Raw genomic sequence first — 20594 nt, forward strand, 5'->3', positions numbered from 1 at the left:
TGCCGGGCGGGGTGCGTCAGGCCGCCGTGCCCAGGGCCTCGCGGCCGGTCATGTCGCCGTCCTTGGGGGCCAGGGTCAGCGCCACCGGTCCGCCGCGGCGGCGCACCAGCAGGCCCGCGCCGATGGACCCGGCGATGAGCAGTCCGCCCGCGACCAGTGCGCCGCGCGCCCCGGCCCACTCCATGAGCAGACCCAGCAGGGGCGGCCCGCCGAGGCCCCACACCGTGCCGATGCTGGACCACACCCCGAGCACCCGGCCGCGCAGATGCGGCGGCGGATCGGTCTGCAGCACGGCCGTACCGGCGGTGTCGGAGACGGACTCCACGATCGCCATCGGCAGCACCAGCACCAGCAGCACGGCCAGCGACGGCGACAGACCCGCCACCACCTGGAGCAGGGCGCCGGCCGCCGCCAGCAGGCCGACGGTGCGCACCGAAGGCTTGCGCAGGCGGGCGCCCAGGACCGCGCCGAGGATGCCGCCGACGGCCAGCACCGTGGAGACCGTGCCGAACGCCCCGGCGCCGCCGGCCAGCGGCCCGGTGACGAGGACGGCGAGGGTCAGGCCGTAGTTGCGGCCGAAGACGGAGCTGATCCCGGTGATGCCCGCGAGGGCGACCAGGCGGGGCCTGCGCACGAAGAAGGACAGGCCCTCCCGCACGGTCATCCCCGCGCGCGCCGGAACCGGCCGGGGCTCGGGTGCCGGCTCCACGGCGGCCCCGGGGGCCGGGCGCAGGAACGGCACCACCGCGGCCACGAACACGAACGACAGCCCGTTGGCCGCGTAGGCGGCGGAGGTGCCGAGGAAACCGACGGTGATCCCGGCGAGGGCGGTGCCGGCCAGCCGGCCCGCGCTGTGCACCAGGGCGCCCACCCCGATCGCGGACGGCACGTCCGCCACGGGTACGAGATCGTTGCCGAGCAGGGCGCAGGCGGGCCCGTCGACGGTGGCGATGATGCCGGTCACGGCGGCGAGCAGCATGAGCGCCGTCATGTCGATCCGGTCCAGCGCCACGAGCAGCGCCGTGGTGAAGGCCACCGCGCCGAGCAGGGCCTGGCTCACGGTGACCGTCAGCTTCCGGGGCCAGCGGTCCACGGCCGCGCCGCCGAGCAGGCTCACGAACAGCGCGGGCGCCGCCTGGACGGACATCGACAGGCCGGTCGCCGCCGCCGAGCCGGTGATGTGCAGCACGAGCAGGTTCTGCACCGTGAGCTGCATCCAGGTACCGGCGTTGGAGACGAAGTTGGCGGCGGACCACCAGCGCATGCTCCGGTGCCGCAGGGACCGCCACGGCGAACGTGAGGCCGGGGCGGGGGTGGGCACGGACGCGGGCAGGGTGGAGGAAGGGGAAGAGGGCACGGAGGGCTACTCGACAACCGGGAGGGGAGTGACCGGCGGATCCCGTCGGTCCGGCTGCGCTGCACGGCCGGGCCGCCTGGTCAGGGCGCAGACCATCGTGGCAGACGGTCCGGGCCGGCCGCCGCCCGGACCTCCGCCGCCACACCCCCGAAGCCCCGAAAACGCCTGGCTCGCAGGCCAGTTGACCTACGCGTGGGGTTCCTCACAGCCCCTCCCGGACCGTCCGCCCCCGGCCCCGCGACGGGCCACCACACGTGACCAACACCACGCCGACAAGCCCCGCAAAACGGACACCGAGAAACCGAGCCCCAAGCCACGCGCCCCCCGCGGTCGGCCGCGGACCGCGGCGGTCGGCATCGGGAGCCACCGGCCGGTGTCAGAAGGGGGCCGGCCGGAGCGCCCCAAAAGGGGCGCGGGGAACTGCGCGCCAAGCCACGACGCACGGGCGGTCGGCCGCGGACCGTGGCGGTCGGTATCGGGAGCCACCGGCCGTTATCGGAAGGGGGCCGGCTGGAGCGCCCCGAAAGGGGCGCGGGGAACTGCGCGCCAAGCCACGATGCACCGGCGGTCGGCCGCGGACCGTGGCGGTCGGTATCGGGAGCCACCGGCCGTTATCGGAAGGGGGCCGGCCGGAGCGCCCCGAAAGGGGCGCGGGGAACTGCGCGCCAAGCCACGACGGCCCCGCAGACGCCAGCCGACCCCTCTCGGCACCCCCATCCCGCGGCGGCCCCCATCCCGCCGCTAGCGATTCACCGCCCGCATCCCCGCCTCGTCGTACCGCTCACCCGCCGCCTCGGGCAGCTCCGCGTCGATGCGGGCCAGGTCGTCCTTGGTCAGCTCGATGCCGACCGCGCCGGCGTTCTGCTCCAGGTAGGTGCGCCGCTTGGTGCCGGGGATCGGCACCAGGTCCTCGCCCTGCGCCAGCACCCACGCGATGGCCAGCTGGGCCGGCGTCACGTCCTTCTCGGCGGCGATCTCCTTCACCTTCTCCGCCAGCCGCAGGTTCGCCTGGAGGTTGGCGTCCGTGAAGCGGGGGTTGTTGCGGCGGAAGTCGTTCTCGTCCAGCTCGTCGGGCGAGGTGAAGCGGCCCGCGAGGAAACCGCGGCCGAGCGGGGAGTACGGCACGAAGCCGATGCCCAGCTCCCGGCACGCGGGCAGCACCTCGGCCTCCACGTCCCGCGTCCACAGCGAGTACTCGCTCTGCACCGCGGTGATCGGATGGACGGCGTGGGCGCGCCGGATGGTCTCCGCGCTCGCCTCGCTCAGCCCGATGTGGCGCACCTTGCCCTCGGCGACCAGCTCGCCCAGCGCGCCGACCGTCTCCTCGATGGGCACGTCCGGGTCGACCCGGTGCTGGTAGTACAGGTCGATGCGGTCGGTGCCCAGACGCTCCAGCGAACCGTGCACCGAGCTGCGGACATGCTCGGCCGAGCCGTCCTGCCGGCCGACCGTGCTCATGTCGCCGGGGACGGCGTCGTCCATCCGGTAGTTGAACTTCGTGGCGATCACGTACTCGTCGCGGTGACCGCGTATCGCCTCGCCGACCAGCGACTCGTTGGTGAGCGGGCCGTAGACCTGCGCGGTGTCGAGGAAGTCGATGCCGAGATCGAGGGCGCGCCGGATGGTCGCGACGCCCTCGTCCTGGTCGGCGGAGCCGTAGAACGCGGACATCCCCATGCATCCGAGGCCGATGGCCGACACCTGGAGGTCCCGCAGGCTGCGCTTCTGCATGGGAGGTCCTTTCCTGCACACTCGTTCTTCGTTCTCCCGGGCGTTCGTCGTTCTCCCGGGCGCGAGGGCCTTCTTCCATCTAGCGACGGATTCAGGCACCCGGCATCCCGTGGGGGAGGCCGGGCACGGGCGCCTTCCGCGATGTCCGCGACGCTACGAGCTGGAGCGCGCTCGAAGTCAAGACGCGCTCCGGGCGGAACCCCGCAACCAGCCGCGGCGGAAACTCGGGAGCCAGGCACCCGGAACCAGCCGCGGCGGAAACTCGGGAACCAGCCGAGCCAGGCCCCCGGATCCAGCCGCGGCGGCACCCTGGAACCAGCCGCGCCAGGGCCCCGGGGAATCCGCCAGGGCCCCGGGGAATCAGGGAAGGATCCGTGGCGCCACCCGTAACAGGTCACGCATACCGCTGCGTTGACGGTGGAGGGGATGACGAGGGTGTTCCGGGCCCGTGCGCCGGACCGCCGCTCCCGGGGAGCCCCGCGGCCGGCGGACGCGGGCGTGCGGGTGCGGGTTGCCTCCGGGCCCCGGATTTCCCGCGCCGCACGGCTGTGGGTATTCCCACACCGGCGCGCCTGCGCAACGGATGTTGACCCCCGCCGCCCGGCTCGTTGAACTGTCCCTGACCGGGGTCGCGATCCGTGCGTTCCCGCGACGGCGGTCGAAACCGACGGATGGCGGACGAACGCCTCGCACGCCCGGACCGCCGGGAGCGAGGCCGAGGGGGAGACATGCATGGCGAGGAGCCGAAGGCGATGGGCTGCCGTGTCGCATGACCGCTGACGGGTACACCGGGCGGGTTCGCCCGCCGCTCCCGCGGCTCGCCCGGTTCACCTGGCGCACGCTGCGGGCCGAATGGCACTCCATCGTCGTCGACCCGGCGCGGCGGCTCGCGCGGCGCGGACTGTCGGGGCTGCTGCTGGCGTTCGTCGCCGCGTCCGGCGTCGTCTTCTGCCACGACATCGCCCAGCACCCCACCGGAGAGACGTGGGTGCGGCGGCTCGGCGGCGTCCAGGGCGACCTGCCGCTGTGGCTGGCCCTGCTGCGCACGCCCGTGTCGCTGTACGTCCCGGCGCTCGATCTGCCGGTGTGGGCGGGCATCACCCAGGTGTTCCTCGCCTTCGCCCTCGCGGAACTGACCCTCGGCCGGGCCCGCACCCTGGCGATCGCCTACGCCACCACCCTGGCCGGCACCCTCACCGCCCGCCTGATGATCGCGGCGGGGCCCGGCCGTTGGGGGTTCGGACTGCCGCCCGAGGTCGGGCACGTGCTCGACACCGGACCCTCCGCGGCCGTCGTGGGCCTGTTCACCTACCTCGCGGTGATCCGGCGCGCGCCCGTGGTGTTCACGCTGACCGGCGGCTCGATGGTGTGGGAGTCCCTCGCCGTACCCAACCTGGCCGGCCGCGAGCATCTGGTCGCCGTGGGTACCGCGATCGGCCTGGGGCTCCTGCACGGCCGGGGGAAGCGGCGGCGCACCGCCGTACGCTCCCTGCTGTCCGGGCGACGGCCCCGGCCCGCACCCCCGGGCCCCATATCCGCGCTCCCGGGTCTTCTCTCCGCATCCCCCGGCCTCAGCCCCGTACCTCCACGGTCCACCCTCGCGCACACGGGTCCCGCACCCGTACCTCCGCCGTCCACCCCCGCGCACACGGGTCCCGTACCCGAACCGCCGGGGGCCGCCCCCGCGCACACGGGTCCCGCCACCGCACCCCCGGCTCCCGCGCCCGTCCACGTCCCGGCTGCCGCCGACTGTCCCGGAGATGGCCGGCCCAAGCTCTCGGCATCTTTCCTCGAACGCTAGTCCGGCTCGACAGAATCACCTTTCCCAGGAATCCACGGGAATCCTGACCCGGAAATACGGCGACCTCCGGGCATGGCGATCTCGGAACCCCCGCTGCTACGCTCACGCCGTTGCCTGCGGTGACCCCATTCACGGCTCGGGGGGCGAGGGTCCATGAAGGTCGGCATCACTCTGCCCTTGGCGGAATACCCCGGAAAGCAGCCTTCCTACGAAGAGATAAGAGCCCTTGCCCGGCAGGCGGAAGCGGCCGGTTTCGACTCCCTGTGGTGCTTCGACCACCTGCTCTTCCGCGAGGGCGGCGAGCCGGCCGAGGGAATATGGGAATGCTGGACCACGCTCAGCGCACTCGCCGAGGCAACCGCCCGAATTCAGCTCGGAACGCTCGTCCTGTGCACCGCCTTCCGGAATCCCGCCGTCCTTGCAAAAATGGCGGCCACGCTCGACTCGATCAGCAATGGCCGGCTCATTCTCGGGCTGGGCGCCGGCTGGCACCAGCCGGAATTCGAGGCGTTCGGCATCGATTTCGCTGACCGAGTGTCCCGCTTCGAGGAAGCCGTGCACGTCATCGCGACACTGCTGCGCACCGGAAAGGCGGATTTCGACGGCCGTTTCTCCTGGGTCCACGGCGGTGAACTCCGGCCCCGCGGGGTCCGCCCCGCGGGCCCGCCCCTGCTCATCGGCGGCTCGGGCCCCCGCATGCTGCGGGCGACCGCCCGGCACGCCGATCTGTGGAACGCCTGCTGGTTCGGGGCCCCGTCCGGCTTCGAACCGGCGCTGCGCGCGGTGGGCCAGGCCTGTGCCGCCGCCGGCCGCGATCCGTCGACCCTGCGGATCACCGCCGGTGTGAACGTCGTACGCGGCGGCCGCGCGGACCCACCCGACCCGCGGCGGCCCGTCCTCACCGGCACCCCCGCCGACCTCGCCGCGGCCTTCGCCGGCTACCGCGACCTCGGCGTCGACCACCTCGTCTGCAATCCGAACCCCCATCACGCGGCGGCGCAGCGCGCGCTGGCCGACGCCCTGCGGTGCTACCGGAGTCTGCCGGACCCGACCGAGGAGGAGCACCTTCGATGACCTGGACGATCGATGAGGCGAGGGTGATGCCCTTCCTCAAGGCGGCCCACCGCCGGGACCTGCTCTCCGGACTGCGCCGGCCCACTCCCGTCGCGCAGCCCGACGCCGCGCCGGACCAGGCCGCTCCCGGGCCGGAGGCGGAGGACGGGCCGGCCGCCCAGGCCAAGAGCTTCAAGGACTTCAAGGACGGCAAGGAGTTCAAGGACTACAAGGACCGCAAGGACTTCAAGGACTACAAGGACCTGAAGGATCTGAAGGACCGCAAGGACCGCAAGGACGGCAAGGACCGCAAGGACACCAAGGACGGGAAGGACTTCAAGGACTCCAAGGACGTCACCGACGGCGCCTGGACGCCCACCGGGTCCGCCGTGCCGCGTGCCGCACGCCCCGCGGCGGCGGCGCCGGCCACGACCTCCGCCTCCGCCCACCCCGGCGCGACCTCCGGCCCCGTCCACCCCGGCGCGACCTCCGGCCCCGTCCACCCCGGCGTGACGTCCGATTCCGCCGACCCCGGTGCCGACGACGTCCTGTCCGTCCTGCGCGCCTCCCGGGCGAGCCGCTTCCTCAGGGAGCGCGGCCTTGTCATCTGAGACCGCCGGGACCCCGCCGACCGGGTCCGAGACACCGCCCGCGGCGTCCTTCGAAGCCCCGGCCGACCTGGTCGTCGTAGCCGACCCGCAGGACCCCGTCGCCGTCGAACTCGCCGCCTACGTCACGGAGCAGGGCCGCTCCGTCGCCGTCCTCGACGTCTTCGACGCGGCCCAGCTGTTCACCGTCACCACCCGGGCGGGCACGGCGACCGTCGACCCGCCGGTCCCGCTGGTCCTCCTGCTGCCCGCCCCACCCGAACGCCGGACCGGCTTCGACGCGGAGTTCCAGCTGGGCGAGTGCTTCGCCCAGCTGTGGGCGGTGGCCGCGCTCACCCCCGCCCCCGTGGTCAACCGCCCGGCCGGCACCCTGGTGGCCGGACGCACCACCCGCTCCGCCGCGGTGACCGGCCGGCGCGCCGGGGAGCACGGCAACGGCGAACTGTTCTCCCACGCCTACCCGCGCCCCGGCGACCCGGAGGGCGAGGCGTTCTGGGTCGAGGACCTCGGCACCCTGCGCGCGGGCCGCTGGCCCGAGCGGCCCCCGGGAAACGGCCCCTACCGGGCCCGCTGGACGGACGCCGACCCCGCCACGGAGACGGTGGTCGTCCTCGGCGGCCGCGGCTGGCGCTGCACCACCGCCGACCTCGACCACCTCGACCTGGAAGGCCGCAGCGTGGCCGCCGCGACCGCCCTCGGCCTGGACCTGGCCGCCCTGGTCTGGCGGGTGACGGACGGCACGGCCACCGCCCGCCTGGTGCACGCCGAGCCGTTCCCCGCCCTGGAGCAACTGCGCATGGTCTGGCTCGGCCTCGGCCCCCGGCTCCTGGAGGTGCTGTTCCCGTGATCTACGCCCTCGGACTCGCCACGGACGGCACGCTCGCCCACTTCACCGCCCGGGCCGCCGCGGACGTGACGCTCGTCGACCTCGGCGAGCTGGCGGCCGGCGGCGCCTGGCGCCTGGCACTGCCCGACGACGGCGACAGCTGGCTGCTGGCCGGCGACCAGCGCCACGACCTCGGCCCGGGCGACGGCTACTACTGCCGGCTCGCGGACCTGTCCGCCCTGGAGGACGACCTCGCCCGCCGGGTCCGCTGGCGGGGCTTGACGGCCTCACTCACCGCCTGGCTCGACACCGTGCCCGGTGCCGTCGTCAACCGCCCCGGCGCGGCCGGGGACAACGGCTCCAAGCCGCTGCACGAAGTCACCCTGGCCCGCCTCGGCTTCACCGTGCCGGAGAGCCTGACCAGCTCGGACCCCGGCCGGCTGCGCGCGTTCGCCGCCACCGGACCGGCCATCGTCAAGGCGCTGTCCGGCGTGCGCGCCGACAGCAGACTGGTCGCCCCCGAGGAGTTCGACGCCTTCGTACCGCACCAGGGCCCCGTGCACCTCCAGCGGTACGTGGCCGGCAGCGACGTCCGCGTGCACGTCTGCGGGGACGCCGTGCACGCCGAGGAGGCCGTGTCCACCGCCGTCGACTACCGCACGGCACCCCCGCAGGACGTCGAATTCCGGCCCCACGAACTGCCCGCCGTCCTCGCCGCGCACCTCACCGCCCGCACCCGCGAACTCGGGCTCGCCTTCGCCGGCTGGGACTTCAAGCGCGACACGGACGGCACCTACTGGTGCCTGGAGGCCAACCCGATGCCCGGCTACGACTGGTACGACCGCCGGGCCGGCGGCGCCATCACCGCCTCGCTGACGGACCTGCTGACGGGAGGCACCACGTGATCACGGAGCTGCCCCTGCTGACCGCCGAGGGCACCGAGGACGTACGGACGCGCGTGTACGCCCTGCGCGAGCACTGGATCACACGCGGCGGCGAACCACCCGCCTTCCTCACCCTCGGCACCCCGAGCTACCTGGACGTCGCCGAGCGGCCGGAGAGCGGCCACTACGAGCGCCACGGCGTGGCCGCCCGCTCCCTGCTCCTGGCACACTTCCAGGACCTGTACGACCTGATCGGCGAGACGCTCACCGAGCACCTGGACGCGCCCGTCCACTACCCGGACCACCTCGCGCTGCCCGGCTTCCACATCTGGCTGGAGGCCGCCATCTTCACCCGGCCCCAGGCGCCCGTGCACTTCGACCTCCAGTACCAGGCGTTCGACTGGCCACCGGGCACCGACACCGACCGCCTGCTCTCCTTCACCCTGCCCCTGCGGGTGCCCGCGGCCGGCGGCGGACTGAACCTGTGGGAGGTGACGTACCGGGACTTCCGCCGCTCGCTCGCCCGCGGCTGGGTGGAGTCCGCCGCCGACCTGCAACGCTTCCACACCAAGCGGTACGTCCCGTACACGCCCGGCCGGCTGTACGTCCACTCCGGGCACGTCCTGCACCAGGTCGCCCCGAGCAGCAGCGTGCGCGCGGGCGACGAACGCCTCACCCTCCAGGGCCACGGCGTCCGGTGCGCGGACCACTGGCTGCTCTACTGGTGACGCCGTGTCCGTTCTCACCGCCGCCGACCTGGACGACTTCACCGAGCGCGGCTACTGCGTGCTGCGCGGCGCCTTCGACGAGCGCCGCGCCGCCCCGGTCCGCGACGCCGTGTGGCGGCGCATGCGGGACAAGGCCGGCATCGACCGCGCCGACCCGCGCACCTGGCCCGCCGCGTACGACATCCAGGAGCGGCTCGACCTGCCCGAGGTCCGCGCCTGCTTCCCCGACGTCCTCGCGCGCGCGGTCGAGGAACTGGTGGGTCCGGGCCGCTGGCGCGGCGACCGGGACTGGGGGTTCTGGCCGGTGAACCTCGCCCACGGCGCTGACCGGCCGCCCGGCTCGGTGCCCACGGAGGGCTGGCACGTCGACGGCAACTGGTTCCGGCACACGCTCCACGCACCCCACCAGGGACTGCTCCTGATCGGTCTCTTCTCCGACGTCCCGCCCACCGGCGGAGGCACCCTGGTCGCCGCCGGCAGCCACCGCCGCACCGCCCACGTCCTCGCCCGGCACCCCGAAGGACTGGGCCACCGCGAGCTGTTCGACCTGGTGCTGGCCGAACCGCTGGGCAACGTCACCGAACTCACCGGCAGTGCCGGGGACGTCGTCCTCGCCCACCCCTTCCTCTTCCACACCCGCGGCTTCAAGCACACCGGTCCGCCGCGGTTCATCAGCAACACCGAGGCGGGCCTCACCGCACCCCTGCGCCTCGACCGCGGCGACGGCTCGGCCCACTCCGTCCTGGAGGAATCGATCCGCTCGGCCCTCGCCGCGCCCCCGCCGTCCTTCACCGACCCTGTTCGCTGCCGCTTCTGACCCGGTCCGGCCCGCGGGAAACGGCGCGCCTCTGTGGCGCCTGCCACCCTTGCGGTGTGATGGTTTTCGCACATCGACCCGTGCGGGCAGCCCCTAGGGTGTCCGCCAGTACGGCAGGGCGTGGCTGACACCAGGGTGTTCGTCGCCGGCAGGCAGCTGAAGGGAATCCAGAAATGTTCCGCAAGGTGCTGGTCGCCAACCGTGGCGAGATCGCGATCCGCGCGTTCCGGGCGGGCTACGAACTCGGCGCGCGCACCGTCGCCGTGTTCCCGCACGAGGACCGCAATTCGCTGCACCGGCTCAAGGCCGACGAGGCGTACGAGATCGGGGAGCCGGGGCACCCGGTGCGGGCCTACCTCTCCGTCGAGGAGATCGTGGCCGCCGCCCGCCGGGCCGGCGCCGACGCCGTCTACCCGGGTTACGGCTTCCTGTCCGAGAACCCGGAGCTGGCCCGCGCCTGCGAGGAGGCGGGCATCACCTTCGTCGGCCCGAGCACGGCCACTCTGGAGCTGACCGGCAACAAGGCCCGCGCGGTCGCCGCCGCCCGCGCGGCCGGCGTGCCCGTGCTCGGCTCCTCCCAGCCCTCCACCGACGTGGACGAACTGGTGCGCGCCGCCGACGAGATCGGCTTCCCCGTCTTCGTCAAGGCGGTCGCGGGCGGCGGCGGTCGCGGTATGCGCCGCGTGGAGGACCCGGCCCAGCTGCGCGAGTCCATCGAGGCCGCCTCCCGCGAGGCCGACGCCGCGTTCGGCGACCCGACCGTCTTCCTGGAGAAGGCCGTCGTCGACCCGCGCCACATCGAGGTGCAGATCCTCGCCGACGGCGAGGGCAACGTCATCCACCTCTACGAGCGCGACTGCTCGCTCCAGCGCCGCCACCAGAAGGTCATCGAACTGGCGCCCGCGCCCAACCTCGACCCCGAGGTGCGCGCGCGGATCTGCGACGACGCCGTGCGTTTCGCCCGCGAGATCGGCTACCGCAACGCGGGCACCGTGGAGTTCCTGCTCGACCCCGACGGCAACCACGTCTTCATCGAGATGAACCCGCGCATCCAGGTCGAGCACACCGTGACCGAGGAGGTCACCGACGTCGACCTGGTCCAGGCCCAGCTCAGGATCGCCTCCGGCGAGACCCTGGCCGACCTCGGCCTCGCCCAGGACACCATCACGCTGCGCGGCGCGGCCCTCCAGTGCCGCATCACCACCGAGGACCCGGCCAACGGCTTCCGCCCGGACACCGGCCGGATCAGCGCCTACCGCTCGCCGGGCGGCTCCGGAATCCGGCTGGACGGCGGCACCACCCACGCCGGTACCGAGATCAGCGCGCACTTCGACTCGATGCTGGTCAAACTCACCTGCCGTGGCAGGGACTTCAAGGCGGCCGTCGGCCGTGCCCGGCGTGCCGTGGCCGAGTTCCGCATCCGTGGTGTGGCCACCAACATCCCGTTCCTCCAGGCCGTCCTGGACGACCCCGACTTCCAGGCGGGCCGGGTCACCACCTCCTTCATCGAGCAGCGCCCGCACCTGCTCACCGCCCGCCACTCCGCCGACCGCGGCACCAAGCTGCTGACCTTCCTCGCCGACGTGACGGTCAACAAGCCGCACGGCGAACGGCCCGACCTGCTCGACCCGGTCACCAAGCTGCCGTCGCTGCCGGCCGGCGAGCCGCCCGCCGGCTCCCGCCAGCGACTGGTCGACCTCGGCCCCGAGGGCTTCGCCCGGCACCTGCGCGAGTCGCCGACCATCGGCGTCACCGACACCACCTTCCGCGACGCCCACCAGTCCCTGCTCGCCACCCGGGTGCGCACCAAGGACCTGCTGGCCGTCGCCCCGGTCGTCGCCCGCACCATGCCCGAGCTGCTGTCCCTGGAGTGCTGGGGCGGCGCCACCTACGACGTGGCGCTGCGCTTCCTCGCCGAGGACCCCTGGGAGCGGCTGGCCGCCCTGCGCGAGGCGGTGCCGAACATCTGCCTCCAGATGCTGCTGCGCGGCCGCAACACCGTCGGCTACACGCCGTACCCGACCGAGGTGACCGACGCCTTCGTGCAGGAGGCCGCAGCCACAGGCATCGACATCTTCCGCATCTTCGACGCCCTCAACGACGTCGGCCAGATGCGCCCCGCCATCGATGCCGTGCGGGAGACGGGCACGTCGATCGCCGAGGTCGCGCTCTGCTACACCGCCGACCTCAACGACCCCGCCGAGCGGCTCTACACCCTCGACTACTACCTGCGCCTGGCCGAGCAGATCGTGGACGCCGGCGCCCACGTCCTCGCGATCAAGGACATGGCCGGTCTGCTGCGCGCCCCGGCCGCCGCCAAGCTGGTCTCGGCCCTGCGCCGCGAGTTCGACCTGCCCGTGCATCTGCACACGCACGACACGGCGGGCGGCCAGCTGGCCACCTACCTGGCCGCGATCCAGGCGGGTGCCGACGCCGTGGACGGCGCGGTGGCCTCCATGGCCGGTACGACCTCGCAGCCCTCGCTGTCGGCGCTGGTCGCCGCCACCGACCACTCCGAGCGTCCCACCGGCCTGGACCTCCAGGCGGTCGGCGACCTGGAGCCGTACTGGGAGGGCGTCCGGAAGATCTACGCGCCGTTCGAGGCGGGCCTCGCCTCGCCGACCGGCCGGGTCTACCACCACGAGATCCCCGGCGGCCAGCTGTCCAACCTGCGCACGCAGGCCGTCGCCCTCGGCCTCGGCGACCGTTTCGAGGACATCGAGGCGATGTACGCCGCCGCCGACCGCATCCTCGGCCACCTGGTCAAGGTCACCCCGTCCTCGAAGGTGGTCGGTGACCTCGCCCTGCACCTGGTCGGCGCCGGGGTCTCCCCGGACGCCTTCGAGGCGACCCCCGACAAGTTCGACATCCCCGACTCGGTGATCGGCTTCCTGCGCGGCGAGCTGGGCACGCCGCCCGGCGGCTGGCCGGAGCCGTTCCGCACGAAGGCGCTTCAGGGCCGGACCGAGCCCAAGCCCGCTCCCGAGCTGTCCGTGGAGGACCGCGACGGGCTTCAGAAGGACCGCAGGGCCACGCTCAACCGGCTGCTGTTCCCCGGCCCCACGCGGGAGTTCGACACGCACCGGCAGAGCTTCGGCGACACCAGCGTGCTCGACAGCAAGGCCTTCTTCTACGGCCTGCGTCCGGGCAAGGAGTACGCCGTCGACCTGGACCTCGGCGTCCGGCTGCTGATCGAGCTCCAGGCGGTCGGCGAGGCCGACGAGCGCGGTATGCGCACCGTGATGTCCACGCTCAACGGCCAGCTGCGGCCCATTCAGGTCCGTGACCGGGCCGCCGCCACCGACGTCCCGGCGACGGAGAAGGCCGACCGTGCCAACCCGGGCCATGTCGCGGCGCCCTTCGCCGGTGTGGTGACGCTGGCCGTCACCGAAGGCGACGAGGTGGCGGCCGGCGCCACGATCGCCACCATCGAGGCGATGAAGATGGAGGCCACGATCACGGCTCCGAAGGCGGGCCGCGTCTCCCGGCTGGCCATCAACCGCATCCAGCAGGTGGAGGGCGGCGACCTGCTGGTGGAACTGACCTGACGTGAGGCCCGCCTGACGGCGGGGCTTGCCTGATGGCGGTCCCGTCTGATGGTGGGGCCTGGCTGACGGCGGTCCCGTCCGCTGGTGGGCCTTGCCTGACGGCGGTCTCGTCTGATGGCGGCGCCTGGCTGACGGCGGTCCCGTCTGATGGTGGCGCCTGGCTGACGGCGGTGTTTGCCCGACGGGATGACTGCCTGGGCGGCGGTGCTCGTCCGATGGCGGGTGCTGCCTGGTGGCGTGTGTGTCATGGGCCCGTGTCGGGCGGGTGACCGCTCTTGTCGGGCGGGTGACGCCCGGGCTGGTCGCCGGCCGGCCGGGAGGACCGGCCGGCGACGAGCGGTGTCCGGACTGCCGGTGCGGCCGCCCGCTCCCGTTACCCGCGGCCGATGAGGTGGCGCAGGTGCGCGAGGAGGAGGCTCGGGGCGTGCCGGGCGGAGAAGGCGCCGCTCGGCAGGTAGACGGTCCGGCCGCGGACGGCCACGGAGGTCGGCTCCGACAGGCCGTCCTCCGCGGTGAGCAGGGTCGTGACCGTGCCGTCCGGTCGGAGCAGCACGACCTTGTTGCCGGGCTTCAGCGCGACCAGCACGCTCCTGCCGTGCCCGGGAAAGGCGAAGTCGTCGATGCCGTCGAGCCCGTCGCCCCGCGTCTCGACGGGTCCGGCGGAGCCGTCCTGTACGACGGGGATGCGCAGCAGCGTTCCCCGGTCGCTGTTGGACACCCATACGGCGTTTCGGTGGACCTTGACGCCGTTGGCGCCGTAACCGGAGGCGGGCGGCGCCGTGAGCGGAGCGAGCGCCGGGCCCGTCGCCCACGCCGTGGCCGCGCCGCCCGCCTGCGGGACGCGCCAGACGGTGCCGCGGACCGAGTCGGCGGCGTAGAGCACGCCCCGGTGCTCGTCGAGGGCCAGGCCGTTGGGGAAGCCGTCGGGCGGCAGCTGGGCGATCCGCACCGGTGCGGCGCCGGGGGAGATGCGCCAGATGCCGGTCGCGTCGGTGCCGGTGGCGTAGTTGACGTACAGCGTGCCGTCGTGGGCCCGGGCGATGCCGGTCACGACGGCACTGCGCACCATGGGGGTGTCCGGGTTCGCCACCGCCGGCAGTTCCGCGCGGCGCGTGGTGGTCCCGTCGAGGGTGACGTGGGCGACCGTGCGGGCGAAGGCGAAGGTGAGGTCCGCGGAGCCGTCGGGTTCGAGCGCGATGTTCTCGGGTGTCTGCCCGGCGGCCGGGTCGAAGTGGGCGATGACACGCGCGTCGGTGACGAGCGGCCCATCGCCGGCGGCGGGCGCGGCGGGCGCGGCCGCGACGAGGCCGAGCGCGAGGGCGGCTGAGGCGGCACCGGTCAGGCGGGGGAGTCGGGGCATGTGACCTCCTCTTCGGTCGACGTGCGAGACGCCGGCGTGCGGGGTCACACCAACATGACGGGGGACGGACCGCCGGTGGCGGGAGCCGGGGCCGCGGGATCGCCCGCGCGGACCAGCTACACGTGCCGTCCGGGGCGCGGCGGAGTGAGGTGGCCCGTGCCGACCAGCTACACGTGCCGGGGAGCGCGCCGAGTGAGGAGCGGCATCCGGCGGCGAGGTCTCTTCGCGACATCGGTCTCCGCGGTCGCGTCCTGCCATGGCGCTCCACCGTGGGACACCGCCGGGGGCCTGCCGTCGGGGCCTGCCACGACACCCTGCCGTAGGACGCCGCCGTGCGGCGCTGCCGTCGACTCCCGCGGTCGAACCCGCCGTGCGGGCCTGCCGTCGGGTTCGGGCGTCAGCCCCAGAGCGGGTAGGTCATGACCTGCTTGAACCCGTCCGGGCGGGCGTCCGCGTAGGTGATGCTCATCCGGGTGTAGCGCTGGACTCCGGGGTGCTTCTTCCAGGGCTCCGTGCCTTCGAGCCGCACGGTCACCCGGTACGAGTGGAACTTGCCGGCCGCGCAGTACGGCTTGCAGTCGTTGACCATGTTCACGCCCACGGCGGTCGCCTTGTCCGGGCTCCACTGCTCCCAGTGGAGCCCGGTGAGGCGGCTGTTGCCGTCGCCGCAGGCGAGGACGAAGTCGATCGGGCGCACGGTGCGCTGCCACAGGCAGTCGACCAGGACGGGCTGTGACGCGGTGGTCCCGGGTGGCGTCGTGGCGGTGGCAGGCGGACTGGCCGTGGCCGTGGTCATCGCCGCTGTGAGCAGGGCCCCTGCCGTGAGGGTGACTGCCGTTCCCGCCACTGTTGCGCGCATGGCCGCTCCCACCGTAGTGCCGTGTCCGACCGCGTTCACCCGACGCTACGACCGTCCCGCTGTTTGCACCAGTCGCGCAGGTCGGGCCACGTGTCAGCCGTGGGAGACGGTCAGCCCGTAGAAGGCCACGCGGGCGCCCCTGGTGGTGCTGTCCGAGGAGGACTGGTTGTAGGAACCGGCCTTGAAGTACTGCTTGTAGGGCTTGAAGGACGACGGGATGGCGTAGTGCGTCGTGGTGCCGTTCACCGTCAGGTCGACGGTGTTCCCGCCGGAGACGGCGATGGTGTAGCTCCAGGTCCTGCCGACGGACACGTGCCCGACGGGGTGCTGCGTCTGGCCGCCGGCCGGCGAGTCCTCGGTGCCGAGGACTATGTCCCCGTTCGCGTGGTAGTACAGCTCGACCAGCGGTTTGGTGGAGGAGCCGCCGGAGCCGAGGTGGATCTGGCCGACGCAGACGTTCTTGGTCACGGACACCACGCGCAGGGTCGCGCTCATGCGGTGGGAGCCGGTGAGCGGCCAGTCGGCGGCCGAGCCGTTGCGGTTCATCTCGCGCAGCTCGGAGCGGGCGTAGTTCGAGTTCGGCGTGGTCACGCCCTTCTCGGGCGCCCAGAAGGTCATCGCGCCGTCGCGCGTGTCGGTGTAGAAGTACGCGTCCTGGTAGCCGTTCGAGCCCTGGAGCCGGGACGACGGGACGGTGGTCGGCCTGCCGGGGGAGCCGACGGGTTCCTGGAGCTGCCAGACGGACAGGTCGAAGTTGCCGCCCGGGGCGACGTGCGGGTCGGCCGCGTCGGCGCCACCGGTGCCGAGGGCGGTCAGGGCGAGGGCGAGACCCGCGGTGGCCGTCGCCGCGAGGAGCCGTGATCGAGTCATGTGGGGGTCCCTTCGTCGGACCAGGACGCGTTCAGCATCTTGAACGCTGAACGCATCCTTGGTCACCGGTGACCCGAGAAACTAAAGGTCTGAACCTGACACGTCAAGGGGGTCAGCAGGCGCCCTCGTCCTGCCACGGTCCCCACTGCGAGGCGCCGGGTGCCTCGTTCTGGGTCCACCACTTGGCCTTCCAGTTGTGCTTGTTGTAGGAGACCTCGCTGCCGCCCGTGTACGCCGTCGCCGAATTCCAGGCCGTCTTGCAGGCGGTCGGGGTCGGGGTCGGCGTCGGGGTGGGTGTGGTGGTGGGCGGGGTGACCCCGGCGAACTTCACCGAGTACTTGGCGAAGTCCCAGGAGTTCTGGGGCACGCTGGAGCAGGTGCCGGACGTACGGCCGCCGTTGTCGGCCGGGGTGCACTGCCGGTCGCGGTTCAGCGACCAGAACGTGAACCGGTCCATGTGGTGGCTCGTGGCGTAGTCGAGCACGGTCTGGAAGTCGGCCTGGGTGAAGTACTCGCCCGTGTCGCTGCGGCCGTTCATGCCCGAGAAGCCCTCGTGGGCGTAGGCGGTCGCCTCGTCCCAGCCGAAGGTGGACCGGAGGATCGCGTTGAAGTTGGTGAGCGCGCCGGTCTGGCTCGCCGCCCCGTTGAAGCCGCCGTCGAACGGCATGATGGAGAAGTTGTTCGGGGTGAACCCCTGCGACTTGGCCTCCAGCAGCATCTGCTTGCCGAACCAGCCGGTGCCGTCCGCCGTGCCGGCCGTGGTCACGGACACGTACAGCCCCGGGTTGTTCTGCTGGAGGATCTTCGCCGCGCCGATCTCGTTGTGGATGGCCGCGGTGTTCTCGTACTCCGGCTCCTCCAGGTCGAAGTCGATGGCGTGCAGCCCGTACTTGGTGATGACCTGCTGGTAGGCCGCCGCGGTGGCCGCCGGATCGGCACAGGCCTGGCCGAGCTTCGTGCCGCCGTAGCCGCCGATGGAGACCGAGACGTCACCGCCCTTGGCCCGGATGGTGTCGATCACGGACCGTACGGCGGTGTCCGAGGAGACCGGCACCGTGCCGCCCCAGGTCGGCGTGCAGCCGCCGCCGTCGGGAGCGAGCACGAAGGCCAGCTGGAACGCCTTCAGGTCGGTGGCGTCCATGATGGCGGCCGGGTCCGGCGGGTCGTTGTCCAGTGGCATCAGGTAAGGGGCGGCGGCGTACCAGCGGTTGTCGAGCGCGGTGGTCGCGCCCGAGGCGTTGCCCGCGACCAGCGCGGTGCTGCCGGCCGCGGCGAGGGTGACGACCGCCGCCGCGCCCAGACATGCCCGAAGACGTCTCATACATGCCTCCAGAGGGTGGGGACCCCAGAGCGGGGAGCCCCACCCTCCGGGAGCTGTTGCGGTCACGTCAATAAGTTGGACTAGACCAACTTGCTCTTTGGACTAGACCATACGATTCCTTTACCTCTTGCCGACCAGACGCACGGTGAACCCGCGGTCGAGCGGTAGACGTGGCGTGCTGATGGTCGTGACGTGGGTGGAGGCGTCGTACGACCAAGCGGTGCCCGGCAGTTGGCGGCCGCCGAGCAGCACCCGTGCCGGTGCCGTGGCACCGTGCACGGTGAACCCGTACGTCCGGGCGTCCACCTTGCCCGCGTAGCCGCCGCGGCTCGCGCCGACCGTCACGGTCGTGCCCCGGGCGTCTTCGCGCACCGCCACCCGCTGGGTGGCCGCCGCGCCCTTGGCGAAGTCACGGGTCACGCCGTCGTCCTCGTACAGCGTGTAGTGGCTGGTGCCGTGCGCCGCCGGGTACAGGTCCCAGTCCAGCTCGTGCCGGTCGCGGGTCTGCCAACTCGTCGTCCCCTTCGGCCACATGGGGACGATCGCTCCCTCGCGCACGAACAGCGGCAGGGTGTCCAGCGGGGCGTGGTAGCCGTTCACCGTCGTCGGCCCCTCGTAGGTGCGGCCGGTCCAGTAGTCGGTCCAGGTGCCCTTCGGCAGATAGATGCCGTCACGGGTGTCGGAGTCCTCGTAGACCGGCGCGACGAGGAAGTCCGGGCCGGACAGGAACTCGTACTTGGCCTGGGCCCCCAGGGTGCCGGGGTCGTCCGGGTACTCCAGCCACAGCGGTCGCACCGCGCCCACGCCCGTCTTCGCCGCCTGGGCGGAGAGGGTGTACATGTACGGCAGCAGGCGTTCCTTCAGCTGGAGGTACTTGCGGTTGACCGAGGTGTACGGCTCCCCGTCCAGCCAGGGCTGCTGATCGGCCGGCTTGCCCGTGGTGATGTCGCTCGCCCAGCCGTCCATCGTCATGATGGCCGGCAGGAACGCCTTCCACTGAAGGTCACGGGCGTACATCTTGGCGTCGTGGCGGTAGATGCTGCCCACGTCACCGGTGTTGTAGGCGATGCCGGACATGGTCGCCCCGGCATAGGTCGGGATCTGCCAGCGGATGTAGTCCCAGGACAGCTTCTGGTCGCCGGACCACAGCACCCCGCAGCGCTGGGCGCCCGCCCAGGACACCGGCAGCCAGACGAAGCCGCGCGCGTCGCTGTTGTCCTCGATGCCCTTCTTCGCCGCGTCGCAGGCGTCCAGCGCGAACCTGTAGCCGTTGCCGACCCAGGCCACGTCCAGTTTGGCCACCCGCTGGCCGGCCTTCACCTGGTCGGCGAGCTTGTCGATGCCGTCCTGGGTCCACAGGCCGAGCTGGGCGTTGTGGTCCTTCAGCCCCTTGGCGGTCTGCTCCAGGTTCTCGTACCCGCAGCCGTACCCGTCGTTGACCAGCATCCAGCCCAGCGGCATCTGGTGCTCGGTGTAACCGTCGGCGACCTTCAGCGCGTCCAGGGTGTGGCGCTCGCCCCGGTTGGCGTTGTGCAGGTAGCAGTCGGAGTCACCGGGTTCGAGGCCGTACACCGGTGGCATGAAGGGCCTGCCCGTCAACGCCGTGTACTTGCCGATGACCTGCTTCGCGTCACCGAGGAAGTAGTAGGCGTCCAGGCGTCGTTCCTGCTGGCCCGTGGTGACCGGCGAGCCGAAGGTGTAGACGCCCGGTGCGAACGTGTTGCGGAAGACGCCGTAGCCCGCGCTGGAGAGGTAGAACGGCTGGGAGTTGTTGTAGCCGCCCTCGTTCCAGTCGAAGCTGTTCGCCACGTACATCGTGCGCCCGCGGTGCGAGAAGCTGCCGTTCTGCTCGCCGCCGCCGAAGAACTGCTCGTCCGCCCCGCGCGCGAGGCTCTGCCGCATCCCGCCGGTCGACCAGCGCAGCGGCTTGTCCTCCTGCCAGATCCGGGTGCGGTTGTCGGGCTCGTACAACCCGAACCGCAGCGGCTTCTTGTACACGCGCAGCACGGCCTCCGGGGAGCGGATGCCGTAGTACTCGCCGGCGTCGAAGGAGGACGTGTGCCGCTGGAGTGCGGGCCGCTCGCGCACGATGGCGGTACCGGCGGGGTCGCTCAGCGAACCCGAGGGGTCGGCCTGGAGCCGCAGCCGGCCGTCCGTCAGGAAGTCCGCGCGCGCCGTGAGCCGGCCGGCACCGACGGTGTAACTGCCGTCGCCGCCCGAGAAGGACGTGAGATCACCGGCGTCCTCGGTCGCGGGCAGATAGGCGGTCCCGGTGAAGGAGTTGTCGTGCACGTCGTACGGCACCACGATCACGTGGTACGTCCCCGACGCCCGCAGGATCACCGTGGCCTCGGGGTCGGCGGTGCCCGCGCTGGACGCCACCTGCTTGCCGTGGTCGTCGTAGACGTACAGGTCGAAGTCGTCCGAGGGGTGCTCCCACTCGATCGACAGCGGGATGCCGCCCTCGGGGTTGTCGTCCCAGTAGCCGTCCGGCACCGCGACGGTCAGGTCGAAGCGGTCGCAGACCTTGCCGTCGGGGTCGTCGGCCGCGGCGGGGCACTTCTCGGGGCCGCCGCCGGTGCCCTTGGCGTAGACCGGGCTCTGCCAGCTGACGCTGCTGTGAGCGGCGTCCAGCACGGCGCCGGTCGCGGTGGCGGCGGCCTGGGCCGGGGCCGGGCCGGCGAGCGCGGTCCCGGCCAGGACGCTCGCCAGCCCCAGCGGTATCCAGGCCGGCCACGGCACACGGTGTCGGAGTCTTCGCACGGCGGAACAGCTCCCCTCGCACCCTTGCGGACTGACTGTTCGTACGCGATGTTGCTCGCAAGCGCTTG

15 protein-coding genes are annotated in these 20594 nt (G+C 72.7%); 8 read left to right on the plus strand and 7 right to left on the minus strand.

The window, feature by feature from the left end; genetic code table 11:
- Window positions 1–16: 16 nt before the first annotated feature.
- Together JK361_RS05950 and JK361_RS05955 are read right to left on the minus strand one after the other, a co-directional pair.
- Window positions 17–1264: an MFS transporter gene (locus JK361_RS05950; RefSeq protein WP_236052603.1), complete on the minus strand. Its 1248-nt coding sequence runs from the start codon at window positions 1262–1264 to the stop codon at window positions 17–19.
- 834 nt (window positions 1265–2098) lie between these two features.
- A complete protein-coding gene (locus JK361_RS05955; protein ID WP_201814589.1) occupies window positions 2099–3088 on the minus strand; it encodes an aldo/keto reductase in 990 nt (329 codons plus the stop codon).
- Window positions 3089–3857: 769 nt separating this feature from the next.
- Here JK361_RS05955 and JK361_RS05960 point away from each other — a divergent pair.
- From JK361_RS05960 to JK361_RS05995, 8 genes are all read left to right on the plus strand, one after another.
- Window positions 3858–4889 (plus strand): hypothetical protein, encoded by a 1032-nt coding sequence (locus JK361_RS05960; protein WP_236052509.1) that lies wholly within the window; start codon window positions 3858–3860, stop codon window positions 4887–4889.
- Between the two features lie 153 nt (window positions 4890–5042).
- Entirely contained in the window at window positions 5043–5963 is a 921-nt protein-coding gene (locus JK361_RS05965) for an LLM class flavin-dependent oxidoreductase (protein WP_201814590.1), read from the plus strand.
- The gene (locus JK361_RS05970; RefSeq protein ID WP_201814591.1) at window positions 5960–6553 is read left to right on the plus strand and encodes a collagen-like domain-containing protein; all 594 of its coding nucleotides are present in this window, start codon (window positions 5960–5962) and stop codon (window positions 6551–6553) included. The genes JK361_RS05965 and JK361_RS05970 overlap by 4 nt, the downstream gene beginning before the upstream one ends.
- Window positions 6543–7397, plus strand: coding sequence for a hypothetical protein (locus JK361_RS05975; RefSeq protein WP_201814592.1), 855 nt, complete (start codon window positions 6543–6545; stop codon window positions 7395–7397). The genes JK361_RS05970 and JK361_RS05975 overlap by 11 nt, the downstream gene beginning before the upstream one ends.
- Window positions 7394–8281, plus strand: coding sequence for an ATP-grasp domain-containing protein (locus tag JK361_RS05980; RefSeq protein ID WP_201814593.1), 888 nt, complete (start codon window positions 7394–7396; stop codon window positions 8279–8281). The genes JK361_RS05975 and JK361_RS05980 overlap by 4 nt, the downstream gene beginning before the upstream one ends.
- Window positions 8278–8988, plus strand: a complete 711-nt coding sequence (locus JK361_RS05985) for a hypothetical protein (RefSeq protein ID WP_201814594.1) — start codon at window positions 8278–8280, stop codon at window positions 8986–8988. The genes JK361_RS05980 and JK361_RS05985 overlap by 4 nt, the downstream gene beginning before the upstream one ends.
- A gap of 4 nt (window positions 8989–8992) precedes the next feature.
- Window positions 8993–9805, plus strand: a complete 813-nt coding sequence (locus tag JK361_RS05990) for a phytanoyl-CoA dioxygenase family protein (protein WP_201814595.1) — start codon at window positions 8993–8995, stop codon at window positions 9803–9805.
- Between the two features lie 173 nt (window positions 9806–9978).
- Window positions 9979–13353: a pyruvate carboxylase gene (locus JK361_RS05995; RefSeq protein WP_201814596.1), complete on the plus strand. Its 3375-nt coding sequence runs from the start codon at window positions 9979–9981 to the stop codon at window positions 13351–13353.
- 373 nt (window positions 13354–13726) lie between these two features.
- Here JK361_RS05995 and JK361_RS06000 read toward each other — a convergent pair whose 3' ends face one another.
- From JK361_RS06000 to JK361_RS06020, 5 genes are all read right to left on the minus strand, one after another.
- Window positions 13727–14713 carry an SMP-30/gluconolactonase/LRE family protein gene (locus tag JK361_RS06000; protein ID WP_201814597.1) on the minus strand — a complete coding sequence of 329 codons (987 nt, stop codon included), beginning with the start codon at window positions 14711–14713 and terminating at the stop codon, window positions 13727–13729.
- A gap of 397 nt (window positions 14714–15110) precedes the next feature.
- Window positions 15111–15572: a hypothetical protein gene (locus tag JK361_RS06005; protein ID WP_201814598.1), complete on the minus strand. Its 462-nt coding sequence runs from the start codon at window positions 15570–15572 to the stop codon at window positions 15111–15113.
- A gap of 93 nt (window positions 15573–15665) precedes the next feature.
- Window positions 15666–16442 (minus strand): polysaccharide lyase family 7 protein, encoded by a 777-nt coding sequence (locus JK361_RS06010; RefSeq protein ID WP_201814599.1) that lies wholly within the window; start codon window positions 16440–16442, stop codon window positions 15666–15668.
- Window positions 16443–16554: 112 nt separating this feature from the next.
- Window positions 16555–17763 carry a carbohydrate-binding protein gene (locus tag JK361_RS06015; RefSeq protein WP_201814600.1) on the minus strand — a complete coding sequence of 403 codons (1209 nt, stop codon included), beginning with the start codon at window positions 17761–17763 and terminating at the stop codon, window positions 16555–16557.
- A 120-nt stretch (window positions 17764–17883) separates the two neighbouring features.
- Window positions 17884–20526, minus strand: a complete 2643-nt coding sequence (locus JK361_RS06020; protein WP_372448687.1) for a glycoside hydrolase family 31 protein — start codon at window positions 20524–20526, stop codon at window positions 17884–17886.
- Window positions 20527–20594 lie beyond the last annotated feature (68 nt).

The sequence above is a fragment of the Streptomyces musisoli genome, from assembly GCF_016741855.1.
Lineage (GTDB): Bacteria > Actinomycetota > Actinomycetes > Streptomycetales > Streptomycetaceae > Streptomyces > Streptomyces musisoli.